18 protein-coding genes are annotated in these 20,477 nt (G+C 68.2%); 13 read left to right on the plus strand and 5 right to left on the minus strand.

The annotated features are described in order from the left end of the window. The first annotated feature begins 80 nt into the window (after positions 1 to 80). The 3 genes from HDA44_RS38755 (at position 81) to HDA44_RS32620 (ending at position 4,218) form a co-directional block, all read left to right on the plus strand. Positions 81 to 1,202, plus strand: a complete 1,122-nt coding sequence (locus HDA44_RS38755; RefSeq protein WP_184841066.1) for an imelysin family protein — start codon at positions 81 to 83, stop codon at positions 1,200 to 1,202. Between the two features lie 146 nt (positions 1,203 to 1,348). Next, a complete protein-coding gene (gene efeB, locus HDA44_RS32615) occupies positions 1,349 to 2,578 on the plus strand; it encodes an iron uptake transporter deferrochelatase/peroxidase subunit (protein ID WP_420488559.1) in 1,230 nt (409 codons plus the stop codon). 20 nt (positions 2,579 to 2,598) lie between these two features. Then, entirely contained in the window at positions 2,599 to 4,218 is a 1,620-nt protein-coding gene (locus tag HDA44_RS32620; RefSeq protein WP_184841069.1) for a phospholipase C, read from the plus strand. A 52-nt stretch (positions 4,219 to 4,270) separates the two neighbouring features. Here the strand turns inward: HDA44_RS32620 and HDA44_RS32625 are convergent, their stop codons facing one another. Together HDA44_RS32625 and HDA44_RS32630 are read right to left on the minus strand one after the other, a co-directional pair. Beyond that, a complete protein-coding gene (locus tag HDA44_RS32625) occupies positions 4,271 to 5,077 on the minus strand; it encodes an alpha/beta fold hydrolase (protein ID WP_184841071.1) in 807 nt (268 codons plus the stop codon). A 16-nt stretch (positions 5,078 to 5,093) separates the two neighbouring features. After that, a complete protein-coding gene (locus tag HDA44_RS32630; protein WP_184841073.1) occupies positions 5,094 to 6,038 on the minus strand; it encodes a helix-turn-helix transcriptional regulator in 945 nt (314 codons plus the stop codon). Positions 6,039 to 6,099: 61 nt separating this feature from the next. On the opposite strand from HDA44_RS32630, the gene HDA44_RS32635 reads away from it, so the two are divergent. From HDA44_RS32635 to metH, 5 genes are all read left to right on the plus strand, one after another. Then, the gene (locus tag HDA44_RS32635) at positions 6,100 to 7,239 is read left to right on the plus strand and encodes an epoxide hydrolase family protein (protein WP_184841075.1); all 1,140 of its coding nucleotides are present in this window, start codon (positions 6,100 to 6,102) and stop codon (positions 7,237 to 7,239) included. Between the two features lie 138 nt (positions 7,240 to 7,377). After that, the gene (locus HDA44_RS32640; RefSeq protein ID WP_184841077.1) at positions 7,378 to 8,898 is read left to right on the plus strand and encodes a S1C family serine protease; all 1,521 of its coding nucleotides are present in this window, start codon (positions 7,378 to 7,380) and stop codon (positions 8,896 to 8,898) included. Positions 8,899 to 9,081: 183 nt separating this feature from the next. Further along, the gene (locus HDA44_RS32645; protein ID WP_202887687.1) at positions 9,082 to 10,491 is read left to right on the plus strand and encodes an MFS transporter; all 1,410 of its coding nucleotides are present in this window, start codon (positions 9,082 to 9,084) and stop codon (positions 10,489 to 10,491) included. After that, positions 10,488 to 11,024, plus strand: coding sequence for a TetR/AcrR family transcriptional regulator (locus HDA44_RS32650; protein ID WP_184841081.1), 537 nt, complete (start codon positions 10,488 to 10,490; stop codon positions 11,022 to 11,024). The genes HDA44_RS32645 and HDA44_RS32650 overlap by 4 nt, the downstream gene beginning before the upstream one ends. A 194-nt stretch (positions 11,025 to 11,218) precedes the next feature. Further along, entirely contained in the window at positions 11,219 to 14,836 is a 3,618-nt protein-coding gene (gene metH, locus HDA44_RS32655) for a methionine synthase (RefSeq protein ID WP_184841084.1), read from the plus strand. Between the two features lie 75 nt (positions 14,837 to 14,911). Here metH and HDA44_RS32660 read toward each other — a convergent pair whose 3' ends face one another. Then, positions 14,912 to 15,310 (minus strand): hypothetical protein, encoded by a 399-nt coding sequence (locus tag HDA44_RS32660; RefSeq protein WP_184841086.1) that lies wholly within the window; start codon positions 15,308 to 15,310, stop codon positions 14,912 to 14,914. Between the two features lie 136 nt (positions 15,311 to 15,446). Here HDA44_RS32660 and HDA44_RS32665 point away from each other — a divergent pair, with 136 nt between their 5' ends. The 3 genes from HDA44_RS32665 to HDA44_RS32675 all read left to right on the plus strand — a co-directional run bounded on the left by HDA44_RS32665 (position 15,447) and on the right by HDA44_RS32675 (position 17,109). Further along, positions 15,447 to 15,932, plus strand: coding sequence for a GNAT family N-acetyltransferase (locus HDA44_RS32665; RefSeq protein WP_184841088.1), 486 nt, complete (start codon positions 15,447 to 15,449; stop codon positions 15,930 to 15,932). A gap of 40 nt (positions 15,933 to 15,972) precedes the next feature. Continuing rightward, positions 15,973 to 16,734 (plus strand): class I SAM-dependent methyltransferase, encoded by a 762-nt coding sequence (locus HDA44_RS32670; RefSeq protein WP_184841091.1) that lies wholly within the window; start codon positions 15,973 to 15,975, stop codon positions 16,732 to 16,734. A gap of 81 nt (positions 16,735 to 16,815) precedes the next feature. After that, a complete protein-coding gene (locus tag HDA44_RS32675) occupies positions 16,816 to 17,109 on the plus strand; it encodes a YciI family protein (RefSeq protein WP_184841093.1) in 294 nt (97 codons plus the stop codon). Here HDA44_RS32675 and HDA44_RS32680 read toward each other — a convergent pair. Next, positions 17,106 to 17,645: a dihydrofolate reductase family protein gene (locus HDA44_RS32680; protein ID WP_184841095.1), complete on the minus strand. Its 540-nt coding sequence runs from the start codon at positions 17,643 to 17,645 to the stop codon at positions 17,106 to 17,108. The two genes, HDA44_RS32675 and HDA44_RS32680, sit on opposite strands and share 4 nt — an antisense overlap. A gap of 148 nt (positions 17,646 to 17,793) precedes the next feature. On the opposite strand from HDA44_RS32680, the gene HDA44_RS32685 reads away from it, so the two are divergent. Together HDA44_RS32685 and HDA44_RS32690 are read left to right on the plus strand one after the other, a co-directional pair. Beyond that, positions 17,794 to 18,597 carry an SAM-dependent methyltransferase gene (locus HDA44_RS32685; RefSeq protein WP_184841097.1) on the plus strand — a complete coding sequence of 268 codons (804 nt, stop codon included), beginning with the start codon at positions 17,794 to 17,796 and terminating at the stop codon, positions 18,595 to 18,597. A gap of 161 nt (positions 18,598 to 18,758) precedes the next feature. After that, positions 18,759 to 19,661: a DUF3800 domain-containing protein gene (locus HDA44_RS32690; RefSeq protein WP_184841099.1), complete on the plus strand. Its 903-nt coding sequence runs from the start codon at positions 18,759 to 18,761 to the stop codon at positions 19,659 to 19,661. On the opposite strand, the gene HDA44_RS32695 is transcribed toward HDA44_RS32690, so the two are convergent. Then, the gene (locus HDA44_RS32695; RefSeq protein ID WP_184841101.1) at positions 19,625 to 20,380 is read right to left on the minus strand and encodes an SDR family oxidoreductase; all 756 of its coding nucleotides are present in this window, start codon (positions 20,378 to 20,380) and stop codon (positions 19,625 to 19,627) included. The two genes, HDA44_RS32690 and HDA44_RS32695, sit on opposite strands and share 37 nt — an antisense overlap. Positions 20,381 to 20,477 lie beyond the last annotated feature (97 nt).

The following is a 20,477-nucleotide window of genomic DNA, read 5'->3' on the forward strand; positions in this document are numbered from 1 at the left end:
CATCGGTGGGGGTCGCGGGATTAGCATTGCCCGCGAATGTAAATCGCCGATCGCCCGCCGAGTCCCAGGAGCATCCTGTCGTGCGCACCCCCCGTCTGCTGCCGGCGGCTGTCGCGCTGGTGCTGGTCGGTACGGCAGCTGGGGTGACGGTCTGGCGGCCCTGGGAGGGGTCTGCTGACGCGTCGAGCGGTCCGGGTGGGATCACGATCTCGCGGAGTCAGTGCGGTCAGGGCTGGACCGATCCGAAGGCGGGGCGGCAGACGATCGTCGTCCACAACACCGGGTCCGCCGCCGCGGAGGTCGATCTGGTCGAGATCGGCAGCGGGAAGGTGTACGGCGAGGTGGAGGGCCTCGGACCGAACACCAGCGCGCCGATGGACGTGCAACTCGGCGCCGGCAAGTACGCGATCCGGTGCCTGATCGAGGACACCGATCCGATCACCGGGCCGACGGTCACGCTGACCGGTGATGCCGTGGCTGGGGCGGCGGCGGTTCCGGTGACGAAGAACGACATGCTGCCGTTGGTCAAGCGGTACGAGGCGTCGGTCGCGTCCGGGGTCGCCGCGCTGGCGGCGAAGACCGACAAGTTGCGCGCCGACGTGGGCGCGGGGGAGCTGGCGGCGGCACGGGCCGACTGGCTGGGCGCTCACCTGGCGTACAACTCGCTGGGCGCTGCTTACGGCGCGTTCGGTGACTTCGCGGACCGGATCGACGGGCCTGACGCAGGGTTTCATCCGTTGGAGAAGGGGTTGTGGCACGGCGCTCCGGCCGTGGTGCTGAAGCCGGTCGCGGATCGGTTGGCGGCCGCGGTGCACGGGTTGCAGGCGGATTTGCCGAACGAGCAGGTCGATCCTGACGATCTGGGTCTGCGCGCGCACGAGATCATGGAGAACGCGCTGCAGTTCGAGCTGACCGGGGAGAACGATCAGGGCAGCGGTACGTCGCTGAACACCGCGCTGGCGAACTTGAACGGCACGGCGACGGTGCTCGCGATTCTCGATCCCGTACTCGAACCGCGTTATCCCGAGCTGCCGCAGGTACGGAAGTGGGAGGCGCGGGTACGAACCCTGCTGACCGCCCATCAGAACACCCCGGTCAACCAACTGAACCGCACCACCAGAGAACAACTCAACGGCGCCGTCGGCCAACTCCTGGAAGTACTGGCCCCAGTAGCCACCCTCTGTGAAGTCAGGAGGGGATGATGAAGCCCGAGCCGCCGGCATGCCCAGAGCGCCGATCACCCGCTGCATCCCTCGCTGCATCCGCTGATGCATCCGCTGATGCATCCGCTGCTGCATTGGGCGCGGAGCGCGGGAGCGTCGGCCGCCGCTCTTTCCTCCGCGGCGCACTGGCAGGCGCCGGCGCGGCAGCTGCCACCGGCACAGCAGCGTCAGCTGCCACTGGTGCGACGGCGGCCGCTGCCACCGGCGCCGCGGCTGCCGGCTCGACCACGACCACAGCCGCCGCCCAGTCGGCGGGTGCTCCGGCGCCCGTCCCGTTCCATGGAGTGCATCAGGCTGGTGTTACTACCGGTCAGCAGCGACAAGCTGTGTTTGCCTCCTTCGACGTGGTTGCTGTGGGCAAAGATGAGTTGACCGACCTGTTCAAGACCCTGACCGAGCGGGCCCGGCTACTGACTACCGGCGGTGCGCTTCCACCCGTCGGAATCACCGCGCCACCACCCGACTCCGGCGTACTCGGACCGGACATGCCGGCCGACGACCTCACGATCACCGTCGGCGTCGGCGCCTCGCTCTTCGACGACCGGTACGGTCTCAAGGCCCGCAAACCGGCCAGGTTGACCGCGATGAAGGAGTTCCCGAACGACACCCTGGACCCGAGCCTGTGCCACGGCGACCTGAGCCTCCAACTCTGCGCGAGTGACACCGACACCGTCCTGCACGCGCTCCGCGACCTCGCTCGGCACACCCGGGGCGGAATGCAGCTCCGCTGGCGGATCGACGGCTTTCAAAGCCCGCCGCGCCCATCCGGTACGCCCCGCAACCTGATGGGGTTCAAGGACGGCATCGTCAACCCGGCCCAGTCGGAGTACGACAAGCTGGTTTGGGTCGGCCGCGGCAACGGCGAGCCGCCCTGGACCGAGGGTGGTACTTACCAGGTACTTCGACAGATCCGGATGCTGGTCGAGTTCTGGGACCGGGTGTCGATCGGTGAGCAGGAGAACATGTTCGGCCGGCGCCGCGACTCCGGTGCACCGTTGGACGGCAACCACGAAACCGACAGCCCGGATTACGCGGCCGATCCGACCGGTGGCGCGATCCCGTTGACCAGTCACATCCGCCGGGCCAACCCGCGTACGCCGGAGACTGCCGCCAGTCAGTTCCTGCGGCGCGGCTACAACTACGACAAGGGCATCGATTCGGTCGGTGACCTGGACCTGGGCCTGTTGTTCTGCGCGTATCAGCAGGACATCGCCCGGCAGTTCGTGGCCGTGCAGACCCGGTTGGCCGATGAGCCGCTCGTCGACTACATCCGGCCGGTCGGTGGCGGCTACTTCTTTGTGCTTCCCGGTGTCCGGGACGGCAACGACCACTACGCAAAGTCGCTGCTGGAATGAGTTACCCAGAAGGAGAAGGCATGCGCGCAAGACTCCGGGTCGCGGCGACGGCTGCCGCGGCCGCGACCGGCCTGGTGCTGGCTGCGGGTTGCAGCGGTACCACTCATCAACTGACCAACGCCGCGTACCAGCTGGACGCCGCGGCGTACCAGCACCCGGTGCGGACGACCACGCCGATCAAGCACGTGGTGGTGATCTTCGGCGAGAACATCTCGTTCGACCACTACTTCGGTACGTATCCCAACGCCACCAACGAGAATGGCACGCCCTTCACCGCGGCCCGGCACACGCCCAAGGTGAACGGTCTGTCCAAGCAGTTGCTGACGCACAACCCGAACGCGTACAACCCGAAGCGGCTCGCGCCGTCGCAGGCGCTGACCTGCGACCAGAACCACGGGTACAGCGCGGAGCAGAAGGCGGTCAACGGCGGCAAGATGGACAAGTTCGTCGAGAACACCGAGACGGACAAGTGCACCGGCCAGCCCGTACTGTTCGGCGAGCCCGGTCTGGTGATGGACTACTACGATGGCAACACCGTCACCGCGATGTGGAACTACGCCCAGCACTACGCGCTGAACGACAACTCGTTCGACAGCGTGTACGGCCCGTCGACGCCCGGCGCGATCAACCTGATCTCCGGACAGACGCACGGCGTCCAGGCGATGGACCCGAAGACCGGCAAGCCGACCACGGACGCGTACGCGGTGCAGTCGCCGGACCAGAACGGGATTGGCACCATGACCAACGACCCCGACCCGTACTACGACGACTGCTCCAACAACAACGGCAAGTCGGCGAACAACCTGGCCGTGATGCACGGGCAGAACATCGGCGACCTGCTGAACCGGCAGCACGTCACGTGGGGCTGGTTCCAGGGCGGGTTCAAGCCGACCGGGACCGCCAACGACAAGGTGGTCTGCGGTACGCAGCACGCCAACGTCGGCGGAAACCTGGCGACGGACTACAGTCCGCACCACGAGCCGTTCCAGTACTACCGGTCGACGGCGAACCCGAAACACCTGCCGCCGTCGTCGGTGGCCGCGATCGGCAAGACCGACCAGGCCAACCACCAGTACGACACGTCCGACTTCGACGCGGCCGTTGCCGCGAACAACCTGCCCGCGGTCAGCTTCCTGAAGGCCGGCGAATACCAGGACGGCCACGCCGGGTACTCGGACCCGCTGGACGAGCAGGCGTTCGTGGTGAAGGAGCTGAACCAGCTGCAGAAGTCGAAGGAATGGTCGTCGACGGCAGTCGTGCTGGCGTACGACGACTCCGACGGTTGGTACGACCACGTGAAGGCACCGGTGGTGAACGGTTCCCACGACGCGGCGCTCGACCAGGCCGCACTGTGCGGCTCGAAGCCGGCTGCCGGCGGGTACGCCGATCGGTGTGGGTACGGCCCGCGGCTGCCGCTGCTCGTCGTGTCGCCCTACGCGAAGACGAACCACGTCGACCACGCACTGACCGACCAGACCTCGGTCCTGAAGTTCATCGAGGACAACTGGCGGACCGGGCGGATCGGCGACCACTCGTTCGATCAGCGGGCCGGCAGCATGAACAGCATGTTCAGCTTCTGGGGGCACCCGAACACCAGGAAGCTGATCCTGGACCCGAAGTCCGGCGCCGTCGTCAGCTGAGAATCAACCACTGAGAACTGCCTCGCCCTGCAGGGTTTCAGCAGGGCGAGGGTCAGTGCTCAGCCAGGAAGTCGTCAATCAGCGCGTTGACCTGCTTCGGTGATTCCAAAGCGGCCAAGTGTGCGGCCTGTTCGAGCACCACGAACCGCGCGCCCGGAATAGCGTCGGCCATCACCTTGGTCTCCGCGACCGGGAAAGTCTGATCCTCGGCGCCCGCCACCACCAGTACCGGCGAACGGATCGCGTGGAACAGTGCTCGTTGGTCCGGCCTACGGATGACCACGCTGGTGACGGCGTGCATCCCGGAGCGGACGTTCACCCGGTGGACGAGGTCGTTGACCTTGGCAACAACTTCTGGCTTCTCCCGTGCCGCGGTCGGGCCGAGGAACGCGCCCAGCACCGGTCGGGTGAGTGGTCCGCGAACTCCGCCGAGAAGGTGCGCCGACCGGGTCAGCACGCCGTACTCGAAGCGCTGCCGGCGGCCCGCGGGGGAGGCGGTCGCGTTCATCAGGACGGCGCGCCCGGTCCGGTCCGGGTGCAGGGCCGCGAAGGTCCCGCCGATCATTCCGCCCCAGCTGTTCCCGATCAGGTGGACCTTGTCGACACCAAGATCGTCGACAATCTGCAGTACGACCCGCGCGCACTCCGCGAAGCTGAACGGCTTTGTCAACAATGCACTGCCGCCGTGCCCCGGTGGATCGACCAGGATCACCTGGAAGCGGCCGGCGAAGTGCTCGGCCTGCGCGGACCAGAGCGTGCCGTCCATCAACAGACTCGGCCAGAACAGCAGCGCGGGGCCGGACCCGTCGATCCGCAAACGGATCCGGCCCAGTACGGTCTCGACGTACCGATCCTGCATGTCTGAACGCTACCGGTCACAGCGGTGGTACGGACTCCATCAGGCGCGTCGTCAACTCGCGGATGCAGTCGACCAGCTCCGGCGGTGACTGCACCTCGAACGGCAGGCCGAGCGCACCGAGATGCAGTGCGAGATGTTCGAGCGAGTTCGCCCCGGTCTCGACCAGCGTGGTCGCCTCGTCGATCGGTGTCACTGCCGCGACATGCGTCCCGTACCGGTCGGCCACCTGTTCGGCCGGTGCACGGACCAAGATGCGGGCCTGATGCCGGTACGCCCCGGAGGCGACGCCACGGATCGTGCTCGCCAGGTCCGGCGCTTCGCGTGGGGTGAAGCGCGGCCCGGTCGGAATCCGCGGCTCGAGCCGGTCGAGCCGGAACGTACGCCAGTCCTCCCGGTCCAGGTCCCACGCCACCAGGTACCACCGGCGACCGGTGTGTACGAGCCGGTGCGGCTCAGTTGTCCGGGTGGTCGCCGTACCGTCGTGGTTGCGGTAGTCGAACCGGAGTCGCTGGTGGTCGCGGCAGGTCGCAGCGACCGCGAGCAGTACGTCAGGCAGTACGGCCGGACCGCTCTCCGGGGTGACCGCGATCTGCTGCAGCAGCTCGATCCGGTGCCGCAGTCGCGACGGGAGGACCTGTTCGAGCTTGGTCAGCGCCCGCACCGACGACTCCTCAGTACCGGCCACGGTGCCGGTCGCTGCGGCCCGCAGTCCGACCGCCACCGCCACCGCCTCCTCGTCATCGAGCAGCAGCGGCGGCAGCGAGGCACCCGCGCCGAGGCGGTAGCCGGCCACCCCGGACACGGCGTCGACCGGATAGCCCAGGTTGCGCAGCTTGTCGACGTCACGCCGAACGGTGCGGACCCCGACGCCCAGCTCCTCGGCCAGAGCGGCGCCGCTCCACTCCTTGGGTTGCTGCAGGAGTGACAGGAGCCGGAGCAGTCGAGCGGAAGTTTCGAGCATGGTGACAGTTTGCCAGCCAGTTAGGACTGTAGCTGTCCTAACTGGCTGGAAGACTAAAACCATGATCAAGCCGTTCAGCATCGACATCCCGCAGAGCACCCTCGACGACCTCGCCGCCAAGCTGGCGAGCACCCGCCTCCCCGCGCCGCTGCCCGGCGACGACTGGACCACCGGTGTCCCGGTGTCCTGGCTGTCGGAGCTGGCCGAGTACTGGCGCACTTCGTACGACTGGCGGGCCGCCGAGAAGGAGCTCAACTCGTACCCGCAGTTCACCACCGAGATCGAAGGGCAGCGGATTCACTTCATCCATGTCCGCTCCGCGGAGCCGGACGCGCTGCCGCTGATGCTCACGCACGGCTGGCCGGGATCGATCGTCGAGTTCCTGGACCTGATCGGCCCGCTGACCGACCCCGTCGCGCACGGCGGGCAGGCGGCGGACGCGTTCCATGTCGTGATTCCGGCGCTGCCCGGGTTCGGGTTCTCGGGGCCGACGGCGGATGACAACTGGACGTTCCCGCGGATCGGGCGGGTGTGGGCCGAGCTGATGAGCCGGCTCGGGTACGAGCGGTTCGGCGTGCAAGGTGGTGACCTCGGCGGGTCGGTGTCACCGGAGGTCGCCCGGGCGGTGCCGGAGCGCGTGGTGGGCGTCCACACCAACGGCGGGACGAACCTGCCGCCGATGGAGCTGTCCGAGGACGAGCTGAAGTCGCTGACGCCGCTGGAGCAGGACAAGATGGCGCGGATCGGGCAGTTCATGCAGGACGAGTTCGGCTACATCTCGATCCAGTCGACCCGGCCGCAGACCCTGGCGTACGGGCTGGTCGACTCGCCGATCGCGCAGCTGGCCTGGATCATGGACAAGTTCCACGCCTGGACGCACCCGGCCGAAACCTTGCCGGAGGCAATCATCAGCAAGGACCGGTTGCTGACGAACGTGATGATGTACTGGCTGACCGGCACCGGCGGCTCGGCCGCGTACATCGGGTACGCGCAGCCGCGGGACTGGACGCCCCGGCCGAACTCGGGTGTCCCGACCGCCGTACTGGCCCTCGCGCACGACGTGGCGATCCGCCGCTACTGCGAGCCGTCGAACAACATCACCCGCTGGACCGACGTCGACCACGGCGGCCACTTCGCCGCGCTGGAAGAGCCCGAACTGCTGGTCGGCGACGTCAGGGAGTTCTTCCGCGACCTGCGCTAGGTCACTGATAGTAATCATTTGGGCAGATCTGGTGGCTTGGAGTCGATTCTCAGGTGATTCCTTGGTTGGGCCGATGGACTTCTCAGGCTGGCGCGCTCTACTCGTAGTAGAGGGAAATGGCTGAGGAGGGCGACGGCAATGAGCGAGAGCGGCGGGCAGTACGGGGGCGGACAGCAGTCCGGTGGGCCGCAACAGGGTGGGCCGCGGTACGGCGGGCCGGGTTACCCGGGTGGGCAGTACAGCGGGCCGCGGTACGGGCAGCCGTACTACGGTGGACAGCCGCCGTACGGTGGGCAACCGCCGTACCCGTTCGGTCCGCCGCCGCAGCCGCCGAAGAAGCACCGGCGGCGACTGCTCGGTGCCGGCGTACTGGGTCTGGCCGCCGTCCTGGTCGCCGGATCGGTTGCCTGGGGCATCGATCAGCGCGCCGACCGGAGCACCTCGCAGCTGTCCCAGAAGGCTTTCGACGCCTCGTCGGTGGCGGCGAACGTGTCGCCGGGCCTGGTCGACGTGAACACCGTGCTCGGGTATGAGGGCGCACGGGCCGCCGGTACCGGGATTGTGCTCACCTCCAACGGCGAGGTGCTCACCAACCACCACGTGGTCGAAGGCGCCACGTCGATCACCGTGACCGACATCGGCAACGGCAAGACGTACAAGGCGAGCGTGGTCGGGTACGACTCGCAGCACGACATCGCCGTCCTGCAACTGAAGGACGCCGCCGGCCTGCAGACCGCGAAGACCGGCAACTCCGACCAGGTGAAGGTCGGCGACCAGGTGGTCGGGGTCGGGAACGCGGGCGGCGCCGGCGGTACGCCGAGCTATGCGAGCGGGAAGGTGACCGCGCTCGGCCAGGCGATCACCGCGACCGACCAGAACGGGCAGGACCCGGAGAACCTGAAGAACCTGATCCAGACCAACGCGAACATCCAGGCCGGCGACTCCGGCGGCCCGCTGGTGAACGCGAGCGGCCAGGTGGTCGGGGTCGACGTGGCGGGCGGCAGTGCGAACGGCGGCGGGCAGGGCTACCGGGGGCAGACCTCGGCCAGCACCGCGCATGCTGCCACCGCGACGCTGGCGACGGCCGGCGACAACGGGTACGGGTACGGGAACGGGCAGGACAACGGGTACGGCGACGGAAACGGCTTCCCGTTCGGCGGCTTCGGCGACGGCAACGGCAACGGTTCCGGCAACGGGAACGGCCAGGACAACGGGAACGGCCAGGACAACGGGAACGGCCAGAGCAACGGCGACGGCTCCGGCAACGCGCAGGGGAACGGCAACGGGACCGCGACCGAGGGGTACGCGATTCCGATCAACGAAGCGCTGTCGATCGCCCAGCAGATCGAGAACGGCAAGTCGTCGTCCGCCGTCCACATCGGCGACTCCGCGATGCTCGGGGTCTCGGTCGTCACCACGCCGGGCACCACCGGCGCGGTCGTCGGCGACGTACTCTCCACCGGCCACGCGGCCGCGGCCGGCATCTCCGCCGGTGACGTGATCACCTCCTTCGGCGGGCACGCGGTCGACTCCCCGGACGCGCTGTCCAAGCTGCTGAACAACCAGCACCCGGGCGACAAGGTGGAGGTCGGCTGGACCGACCAGTCCGGTCAGACCCACAAGGCCACCATCGAGCTCATCACCGGCCCGGTCCGCTGACGCCGTACCCCCTCCCCAGCGGACCGCACCGATCGGGCCCAGCGCTCTCCTCCCCCTCGAGCGCTTCGGGCCCGATCGGCCTGTCCGGCCGGTGAGCGGTGGCCGGGATCACTACCGGCCGGGGTGAACAAGCGTTTACGATGCTCGAGTAAACAGTTGTTCACCCCTGTGAGGACTCCGCGCTTGACCGTCCGTCCTGCCGTCCATCCGCGCCTGATCCTGGCCGCGCTCGCCTTCTGTGGCGTGCTCGTCTCGGTCAGCCAGACCATCGTCGTGCCGCTCCTGCCGGTGCTGCCCGGCATCACCCACAGCCCGCCGTCCGACGTGAGCTGGCTGATCACCGTCACGCTGCTCACCGGTGCCGTCTTCACCCCGCTGCTCGGCCGCGCCGGCGACATGTACGGCAAACGCCGCGTGCTGCTGATCGCGCTGTCGTCGATGGTGATCGGCTCCTTGCTCTGCGCCAGCAGCTCCGACCTGACCGTACTGATCGTCGGCCGCGCGTTTCAGGGCGCGGCGGTCGCGGTCGTACCGCTCGGGATCAGCATCCTGCGCGACGAACTGCCACCCGCCCGGGTCATCCCGGCGATCGCGATGATGAGCGCGACCCTCGGCGTCGGCGCCGCGTTCGGCATCCCGGCCGCGACGCTGGTGGTCGAGTACGCCAACTGGCACACGATGTTCTGGATCAACCTCGGCCTTGGCCTGCTCGACATCGTGATCGTCCTGCTGATCGTCCCGGAGTCGGCCGTCCGGTCCCGCGGGCGCTTCGACGTACTCGGCGCCGTCGGCCTCAGCGCGTTCCTGGTCTGCCTGCTGCTCGCGGTCTCGAAGAGCGGCAGCTGGAGTACGACGAGCATCGTCGGCCTGTCCGCGATCGCGATCCTGATGGTCCCGCTCTGGGGCTGGTACGAACTGCGGACGAAGAGCCCACTCGTCGACCTCCGGGTCTCCGCGCGACCGGCCGTGCTCTACACCAATCTCGGCGCGCTGCTGATCGGCTTCGCGTTCTACGCCAACTCGCTCTCGACTGCTCAGCTCGTCCAGGAGCCGACCTGGACCGGGTACGGACTCGGCGAATCGATCGTGGTGAGCGGACTCTGCCTGCTGCCGGGCGGGGTGGCGATGGTGCTGCTCTCGCCGGTATCCGCGCGAATCTCGAACGCGCGCGGTCCGCGGTTCACGCTGGCGATCGCGTCCGTGCTGATGGCCGCCGGGTACGTGGTGCGCCTGTTCACCAGCTCGAACGTGGCCGGCATCGTGATCGGCGCGACCGTGGTCTCGGCGGGTACGGCCGTGGCGTACTCGGCACTGCCTGCCCTGATCATGCATGCTGTGCCGGTGACCGAAACCGCCGCCGCCAACGGCCTGAACACGCTGATGCGGACGATCGGGTCCGCGATCTGCAGCACGGTCGTCGCCACCGTACTGGCGAACATCACGATCACGGACGGCGGCCGGGTCGCGCCCGCGCTGGCGGCGTACCGGATCGTGTTCGTGGTCGCGGGGATCGCGGCCGTGGTCGCGGCCGGGCTGGCGTTGCTGATCCCGGTCCGCCGGACCGAGCCCGCGTACGAGGTGGTCAGGACGTGACGGATCCGGGGCGGACCTCGATCCTGCGCGCGGCGCGGAAGGCGTTCGCGCGGGAGCCGTACAACGCGGTCACACTGCGCGGGGTCGCCGCCGACGCAGGTGTCAGCGCCGCCCTGATCGTCAAGCACTACGGCAGCAAGGAAGCGCTCTTCGAGAAGGTCGCCGACTTCAGCGAGGCCGCCCAGCTGTTGCTGCAGGCGCCGAACGAGCGGCTCGGCGAGCACGCCGTCCGGACCCTGGTCGAGTACCGGCGCGAGAACGACCAGGACCTGCTGGTCCGGGTCGTGTTCGCGGCCGGCAAGGGGGACGAGCGGGCCCAGATCCGGGACCACTTCCGCGACCAGGTCACCCGCGCCTTCGCCGCCCGGCTCACCGGTCCGGACGCCGAGCTGCGGGCCGCGCTGATCACCGGCCAGCTGCTCGGCCTCGGCGCCGCGATCGCGATCGACAAGACCGGCCCGATCGCCGTTGCTGATCTGGATCAGGTCGTCGCTCTGTACGCGCCGGGTCTGCAGGCCCTGATCACCCCTTGAGCTGATCACTCCTTGAAACAGCGTCTTACAATGTGATCTGAGGTGCTCGTCGCGGACGCTGCCGCCGCTAGCATGGACGATCCAGGCCGAGAGGCGCTGCAACGGGCCGCCGGCCCGCCACGCTCGACCTGAGTGCACGCCCGCGTGCACCCTGCAAGGGCGCCTCCGGAGATCGTTTCTGGAGGGGACGGCAGATGACCGAGACCGCGCTGCGCGAGCTGCTCGACCAGCGGATCGTCGTACTCGACGGTGCCTGGGGCACAATGCTGCAGAACGCCAAGCTCGAGCCCGCGGACTACGCCGGCGATCGCTTCGGCGACCACACCCACGACGTGACCGGCGATCCGGACCTGATCAACCTGACCCGGCCGGACGTGATCCTCGACGTCCACCGGCAGTACCTGGCGGCCGGCGCCGACATCACCACCACGAACACCTTCACCGCGACCGGCATCGGCCAGGCGGACTACGGCCTGCAGGCGTACGTACGGGAGATGAACCTCGCCGCCGCCAGGCTCGCCCGGCAGGCGGCGGACGAGTACGCCACCCCGGACAGCCCGAAGTTCGTCGCCGGATCGATCGGCCCGCTGAACGTCACGCTGTCGCTGAGCCCGCGGGTCGAGGACCCGGCGTATCGCGCGGTCACGTTCGAAACGGTCAAGGCCACGTACGCCGAGCAGATCGCCGCGCTCGCCGAGGGCGGCGTCGACCTGCTGCTGATCGAGACCATCTTCGACACCCTGAACGCGAAGGCGGCCGTCGCCGCGGCCCGGGAGGTCGCCCCGCACCTTCCGCTGTGGATCTCGGTCACCATCGTCGACCTCAGCGGGCGGACGCTGTCCGGTCAGACCGTCGAGGCGTTCTGGAGCTCGATCGAGCACGCCGATCCGCTGGTGGTCGGCGTCAACTGCTCTCTCGGTGCCGAGGAGATGCGGCCGCACGTCGCCGATCTGGCCCGGTTCGCGGGTACGTACGTCGCCTCGCACCCGAACGCCGGCCTGCCGAACGCGTTCGGTGGGTACGACGAGACGCCCGACGAGACCGCCGGGATGCTTGAAGAGTTCGCCGAGTCCGGTCTGGTGAACATCGTCGGCGGCTGCTGCGGTACGACGCCGGCGCACATCGCGCGGATCGCCGAGTCGGTGAAGGGCGTCCCGCCGCGTACCGTCGTGGCCACCGACCACACCACGCGGTTCTCCGGGCTGGAGCCGTTCAAGATCGGCGCCGACACCGGGTTCGTGATGATCGGCGAGCGGACCAACGTGACCGGGTCGGCGAAGTTCCGCCGGCTGATCGAGGGCGACAACCACCAGGCCGCGGTGGACGTGGCGCTGGAGCAGGTCCGCGGCGGCGCGAACCTGCTGGACGTGAACATGGACGCCGACCTGCTGGACAGCGAGCAGGCGATGACCACGTTCCTGAACCTGATCGCGACCGAGCCCGAGGTGGCCCGGATCCCGATCATGATCGACAGCTCGAAGTGGTCGGTGCTGGAGACCGGGCTGAAATGCGTGCAGGGCAAGGGCGTGGTCAACTCGATCAGCCTGAAGGAGGGCGAGGAGCAGTTCCTCGACCACGCCCGGCGGATTCGCGACTACGGCGCCGGCGCGGTGGTGATGGCCTTCGACGAGCAGGGCCAGGCCGACACGGCCGAACGCAAGGTGGAGATCTGCGGCCGGGCGTACGACCTGCTGACCCAGAAGCTCGGCTTCCCGGCCGAGGACATCATCTTCGACCCGAACGTGCTCGCGGTCGCCACCGGGATGGCCGAGCACAACGGGTACGCGAAGAACTTCATCGACGCGTTGCCCCTGATCAAGGCGCGCTGCCCGGGCGTACACATCAGTGGCGGGATCTCGAACCTGTCGTTCTCGTTCCGCGGCAACGACATCGTCCGGGAGGCGATGCACTCGGCGTTCCTGTTCCACGCCGGCAAGGTCGGCCTGGACATGGGCATCGTGAACGCCGGCCAGCTCGCGGTGTACGAGGACATCCCGAAGGACCTGCTGGAGCTGGTCGAGGACGTCATCTTCAACCGCCGCGACGACGCCACCGACCGGCTGGTCGCCTTCGCGGAGAACGTGAAGGGCAAGGGCAAACAGCGCGAGGTCGACCTTTCCTGGCGGGAAGGAACAGTCGAGGAGCGGCTGTCGCACGCGCTGGTCCACGGCATCGTCGACTACATCGAGGCCGACACCGAGGAGGCGCGGCAGCAGCTGCCGCGGCCGCTGGAGGTGATCGAAGGTCCGTTGATGGCCGGGATGAAGATCGTCGGCGACCTGTTCGGGGCCGGGAAGATGTTCCTGCCGCAGGTGGTGAAGAGCGCGCGGGTGATGAAGCGCTCGGTCGCGTACCTCGAACCCTTCATGGAGGAGGAGAAGGAGCAGGCCCGGCGGGAAGGTCGCGCGGAGCTGGTCCGTGGGCAGGGCAAGGTCGTGCTCGCGACGGTCAAGGGCGACGTGCACGACATCGGCAAGAACATCGTCGGCGTGGTGCTCGGCTGCAACAACTACGAGGTGGTCGACCTCGGCGTCATGGTGCCGGCGGCAAGGATCTTGGACACCGCGGTGGCCGAGGGCGCGGACGCGGTCGGCCTGTCCGGGCTGATCACGCCGTCGCTGGACGAGATGGTGTCGGTTGCCGCCGAGATGGAGCGGCGCGGCCTGAAACTGCCGTTGCTGATCGGTGGCGCGACCACGTCGAAGCAGCACACCGCGGTCCGGATCGCCCCGGCGTACGATCACACCACCGTGCACGTACTGGACGCGTCTCGCGTGGTCGGTGTGGTCTCCGATCTGCTCGACCCGGATCGTGCCGAAGCGCTTGCCAAGAGCAACAGTGTGGAGCAGGAGCGGCTGCGCGAACAGCACGCGAACAAGCAGCGCAGCCCGTTGCTCACGGTCGAGCAGGCGCGCGCGAACCGGGAGCCGGTCGAGTACGGCGAGTTGCCGGTGCCTGCCTTCACCGGGTTGAAGCGGGTGTCGCCGTCGATCGAGACGTTGCGCGAGATGGTCGACTGGCAGTTCTTGTTCCTGGCCTGGGAATTGAAGGGCAAATACCCGGCGATCCTGGAGCAGCCGGTCGCGCGGGAGCTGTTCGACGACGCGAACACGTTGCTGGACGAGATCATCGCCGCCGGGTCGTTCACGGCCGAGGGCGTGTACGGGTTCTGGCCGGCGCACGGCGCGGGGGACGACATCGTGCTCGACGGTCTGGATCGGTCGTTCCCGATGTTGCGGCAGCAGACCGAGAAGCCGTCCGGGCGGCACAACCGGTGCCTGGCGGACTATGTCGCGCCGGCCGGAGATCACCTGGGTGGGTTCGGGGTTGCGATTCACGGTGCCGAGGCGCTGGCGAAGTCGTACGAGGAACGCAACGACGACTACAAGGCGATCATGGTGAAGGCGCTGGCCGACCGGCTCGCCGAAGCGTTCGCGGAGTGGATTCACCTGGAGGCGCGGAAGGCGTGGTTCGAGCCGGACGTGCAGCCGGTGCTGGCGGATCTGCATGCTGAACGGTTCCGTGGGATCCGGCCGGCGCTCGGGTACCCGGCCAGCCCGGATCACACCGAGAAGAAGGACCTGTTCGAGCTGCTCGAGGCGGAGAAGATCGGGCTCGGACTGACCGAGTCGTACGCGATGACACCGGCCGCGGCGGTCAGCGGACTGATCTTCGCGTCCCCGGCAGCAAAGTACTTCAGCGTCGGCCGCCTCGGCCGCGACCAGATCACCGACTACGCCACCCGCCGAGGCCTCACAACCACCGAGACCGAACGCTGGCTACGCCCCAACCTCGCCTACGACCCGGAGTAACTTGGGAGGTGCTGCCGGCGCAGTGCTGGTCGGAGCGGCCGCTCGCCTTCCCGCCTCCGCCGTAGGCGGATGTGTTTAACCCAGGCCGTGCTGGTTGTGGCGGTTGGCGTTGCGGTCTGGTGTGGCTGAGGAAGTTGTGGTGCCGGTGGCGGTGGTTGCAGCACCGGCGGCCGGGGCGAGGGCGGGGTCTTGGGTGAGTCTGCGGAGGAGCGGGTCGGCCTTCTCCGCGGCGGTTTGGACCGCGTTGGCGGTGTGCTCCGGCTGCCCTCGCTCAACCGCCTGAGCAAAGCCGTACTCGATGGTGCGTGCCGCCCGAAGACGCTCAGGCCATTGCAGCTCGTCGGTCCCGGGCAGCAGTTCGACCGTCTTCTCCCAACACCGGTCAGGCTGCACCGAGAGCATCCAGTCCGACAGCGCGGCAAAGTCCTCCGGCCCAGCCGGCGTACCACCCTGCTGCCGCACGACCTCCGTCACCGACTCGACCCACGGAGCGCACGGATCATCGGCACGGATCAGACCCCTGGCCATAACTCCTCCAAAGCGTTCGGCGGAGCCAGGAAAGGGGCGGTACGGGTTCACCCGTCGGCCGGTTTCAACCTAGGCTGACGAGATGACTGTGACTGTTCGACCAGCCACCGCCGCGGACGCGGAAGCAGTGGCAGCGGTCTGGTACCTGGGCTGGCAGGACGGGCACCTCGGCCACGTACCGGACGAGCTGACCGCACTGCGGACCGAGGAGTCGTTCGGTACCCGCGCGGCGGCCCGCGTCGCGGACACCACGGTGGCTGTGGCCGACGGTGAGATCGCGGGCTTCGTGATGGTCGTCGGCGACGAGGTCGAGCAGGTGTACGTCGCGCGCGACCACCGCGGCTCGGGCGTCGCGGGCACCTTGCTCGCCGAGGCCGAGCGGCAGGTGCGCGCCAACGGGCACGACGAGGCCTGGCTGGCAGCCGTGACCGGGAACGCGCGAGCGCGCCGGTTCTACGAGCGCAGCGGCTGGACGGACGCGGGCGCTTTCGACTACGCGGCCTCGATCGACGGCGGCACGTTCCCCGTCCCATCACACCGGTACGTGAAACGCGTACAGGACGCTTGAGCCGGCTCCGACGAGCCACGGCAGGGCCTACGCTGCTGGGATGAGTGAGTGGTCGAGCGGGGGCATCTACGAGTCCTATGTCGGGCGATGGAGCCGACTGGTCGCGGCGGAGTTTCTAGGTTGGCTCGACCGGCCGGAGGGGCTTCGCTGGCTGGATGTCGGTTGTGGGACTGGCGCGCTGACCAGCACGGTCCTGCAGACCGCGGCTCCGGCGGCGGTCCTTGGCGTCGACCCGTCGGCCGGGTTCGTCGAGTACGCCCGGGAGTCGGTGGATGATCCGCGCGCAACGTTCGAGGTCCGGTCGGCGGCGGAGTTGCCGGACGGGCCGTACGACGTGGTGGTCGCAGGGCTGGTGCTGAACTTCATCCCCGAGCGGGTCGACGCGCTGCGCCGGATGCGGGCGATCGGTGGGACTGTCGCCGCCTACGTGTGGGACTACGCCGACGGCATGCAGCTGATGCGGTACTTCTTCGACGCGATGCAGGAGCTCCGCCCGCAGGACCGCGATCACGACGAGGGCGTACGGTTCCCGTTCTGCACCGCCGAAGGTCTGGAGCTGCTGTTCCGCGAGGCCGGCTTCGAGTCGGTCCGTACGCGCGAGATCGTCGTCCCCACGGTCTTCCAGTCCTTCGACGACTACTGGCAGCCGTTCCTGGGTGGCCAGGGCGTAGCACCCGCGTACCTGCGCGGCCTGGCCCCGGCGGACCAGCAGGCTCTCCGCGAAGCAGTGCGCGCCCGCCTGCCAACCCACTCGGACGGCTCGATCCACCTGACCGCACGAGCCTGGGCCGTCGCAGGGTGAGGTAGCTCTCTCGCGGTTCGTCGGACCGGCATGTCAAGACCAGGCGCTCGGCTCCGTCGTATCTGTGAGAGGAGAGCGCCGATGAAGTTCTTGCTGATCCTGCAGGGTGATGGTGCGGGGCGGTTGCAGCGCCAGGAGTTCGAGCGGGTTGCTCATGACGCTGGTGAACTGGTTGGTGGCGAGCAGCTGGCCGATGCGCAGCTGGCGGTTCGGCTGCCGGACACCGAACCGACCCGGATCGACGGGTACTACCTGATCGACGTGGAGAGCCGGGAGCGAGCGGTCGAACTCGCGCGCCTGCTGCCGGACGCGCGAGTCGCCGGTCGTTCCGTGGAGATCCGTGCGGTCATGCACCCGACCGCGGCGGACTTCTAGACCACGTCGAACCACAGACTGGTCGCCAGTGCGGTCTCCGTGACGCTCTTCCGTTCCAGCCGGACAGTGCGGCCACCCGCCTGGTCGAACAGACGGGTGCCGTCGCCCAGCATCACCGGCGCGAACAGCAACAGCACTTCGTCCAGCTCGCCCGCCTCGATGCACTGCTTCGCGACATTGGCGCCGATCACGTTGACGTACCTGTCTCCGGCCGATTCCTTCGCGGCGGCAAGCGCTCGCGCGAAGTCATTCACGTACGTGACACCGGGCTCCGGTGCATCCGGCACCCGGTGCGTGACCACGTACATCGGACCGCTCCAGCCGCCGCCGAACGCTTCGCCCTCGCCGGTCTCGCCCTTGTGCGGGTCGTCGCCGTCGTGCGAGCGGCGGCCGACCAGCAGCGAACCGATCCGCGGTATCAGCGCGTCCACCTCCGGATTGGGACCGAGGTACGGGCGCATCCACTGCATGTCACCGCCCGGACCGGCGATGAAACCGTCCACCGACATTGTTACCGAGTAAAGAACCTTCGCCATTCGTGTCTCCTTTTCCGTGGCCGGTTGTTTGGGACGAACGAGCTGAGGAAAACTCTTCGTCACGGCCGGGTTAGCCAGCGGCAGGTTCTGTGGATACCCTTTGCCGCGAGTCGGAGTTTGGATCGGGAATTGAGGTGCAACGCGGCAGATGACAGAGCCGATCGACCTTGCGCGAGCATCCCCGGCGCGACTTTACGACGCGCTGCTGGGTGGCAAGAACCACTTCGAGGTCGACCGAAAGCTGTGTCACGAGCTACTCGACCTCGCCCCCGACCTGCGCACGCTGTGTACGGAGAACCGGCGCTGGCTGGCCGAGGCGATCACCCGGATGACGACCGAGGGCCGGATCGACCAGTTCCTCGACCTCGGCGCCGGCCTGCCGACCGCCCAGAACACGCATGACGTCGCGCTCCGGCTGAACCTGGCCGCGAAGGTCGTGTACGTGGACAACGATCTGACCGCGATCTCACACGGGCGGGCGCTGCTCGCGGACGAGAAGAGCAGCTTCTTCGCCGACGCCGACCTGGCCGACCCGGCCGCCGTGCTCGCGCACCACGCCGTCACCGCCGGCCTGGATCTGCATCGCCCGGTGGGCCTCCTGTTCGGCCTGTCCCTGCATTCGGTCACCGATCTCGACGAGGCGGTTCAGGTGGTCGGGGACTACCTGGCGGCCGTTCCCTCCGGCTCGTACCTGGCCCTCACCCACCCGCTGAACCCGCACGACGGCAGCCGGCTGTCGTCGTTTTCGACCGGGATCGCTGCGAAGCTGAAGAGCGCTTTCCCGTGGGGACGGTTCCGGACCCGGGACGAGATCGCCCGGTTGGTCACCGGCCTCGACCTGGTCAGGCCGGGCCTGGTCGATCTGACCGGGTGGTGGCCGGCCGACGAGCAGAACCTCAGCAGGACCGGCGCCGGCCAGCTCCTGATGGTCGCGCTCGGCCGCAAACCGTAGGAATTCACTGGTGCCCGGCTCTTGGCCGGACCATGATGGACCGCATGTCTGCCAAGACCGCTGCCGCTTACTGATCACCGCGCGCCCACCCGGCGCGCGCTCTGTTCAAGCCTGTCCACCCGACAGGCTCCCCAGCGTGCAGTCCTTCTTGGAGTCTTCTCATGACCATCGAGTCATCCTGGGTCGAGATCGCGTGTGACGAGTCGGGGTTCTCCGGCACCAACCTGCTCGACCCCACCTCACCTGTCATCACCCACGCCAGCGTCGACCTCTCCGTAGCTGCAGCAGCCGACCTGATTGCAGTACTACGTACCCGCCTGCGCCGCCGGTCGGAGTACAAGTCCAACCAGTTGCTACGACCGGAGCAGCGTCCTGCACTGGAGTGGCTGCTGACCACACTGCATGGACATGCCCACGTACACGTCATCGACAAGACCGCGTACGTCGCCGCGCGTGTGTTCGAGCTCTTCACCGAGGAACCGTCGTACGGAGCGGGCACTGCGCTCGGTACGAACCACTCTGCCGCGGTAGCGGCCGTACGGAACCGCACTGGCTTCCTGGCTGCCTTTGTGGACCTGACGCGGACCAAACGGGTCAAGCTGCTTGATCACACGGCCATCGACCGGTTCTTCGCGACGATGCCGGCTGACGTACCCGCGTTGCGGTTGGTGACCCGGGTCCGGGTCGAAGCGGTGATGAGGCGGTTGATCGACGACGACCCGGAGATACCGCCGCCATTGGAGCCACTGGTGCCGGCACTCGCGGAGACGCTGCTGTACTGGAGCGGCGGCCGGCGAGCGGTAGCTGTGGTGCACGACGAGCAGAGTGCGCTCACGAAGGGACGGGTGGACCGGCTCGGCGCGTACCTGGCTGAGCGGGCTCCACTGCGCTCGTTCGTACAGGTCGACTCTCGCGAGGATCCGCGAGTACAGGTGGCTGACTTCCTGGCTGGGATCGCCCGGCGCGGTACACCGGACTTGGCCGGCTTGCTCGCGCCGTACCTCCAGCTGTCTGTTCAGCCGGGCGTTCAGTCGTGTGCGGCGACGAAGTCCTCCCAGGTGTGAGTGCCGAGGTCCGCGCCGGTCAGAGTGAGGTTGCCGCCGGCGCGGTACACCTTGCCCACCTTGCCGGGCACATGGACCGGTACGGACAGCCGGCGCTTCCCAGTGGCTCGCAGGTAGTCACGGGCCAGGTCGGACACGCTGTACACCTTGGGACCGACCAGGTCAGCCACCAGGCCCTGCGGTTCGCCGAGCGCCAGCTCAGCGAGCCGCTGCCCCACGTCCCTGGCATCGACCGGCTGCAGCCGGGCACCACCAAGCTTCGGGAGCACAGGCAGCTTGGCCATCCCCTGCACGATCGTCCAGGCGAACTCGTGCAGCTGCGCGACCCGTACCACCGATGACGGCACCGAGGACGCCAGGACAGCCTGCTCGGCGCCCAGCTTCGACTTGAAGTACGCCATCGGCAGCTGGTCGACCGCAGTCACCGAGATGTGTACGAGGTGCCGTACGCCCGCCCGCTCCGCTGCGCGCACCAGGTTGCCGGTACTGACCTCGTCGCCCTTCGGACCACCGGCCAGGTGCACGATGACGTCTGCACCGGCTACTGCCTGGTCGAGGCCTTCTCCGGTGAGCAGGTCGACTGCCAGGTACTCGACGCCGTCACCGCGGTCCTGCGCGTGCCGGGTCAGTACTCGCACCTTGCAGCCCGCCTCCTGCAGCAGCGGGACCACCTGCCGGCCGATCGTGCCGGTGCCACCGGTTACCAGGATCGTGCTCATGTCGTTCTCCTCTCGGGTTCTGATCTCCTGACGGATCTCGGCCCGGCGAATGTGACTCGATGTGACCTGGAATACAGCGGGCAAAAATGTCGAGGCA

It is taken from the genome of Kribbella solani (assembly GCF_014205295.1).
Lineage (GTDB): Bacteria > Actinomycetota > Actinomycetes > Propionibacteriales > Kribbellaceae > Kribbella > Kribbella solani.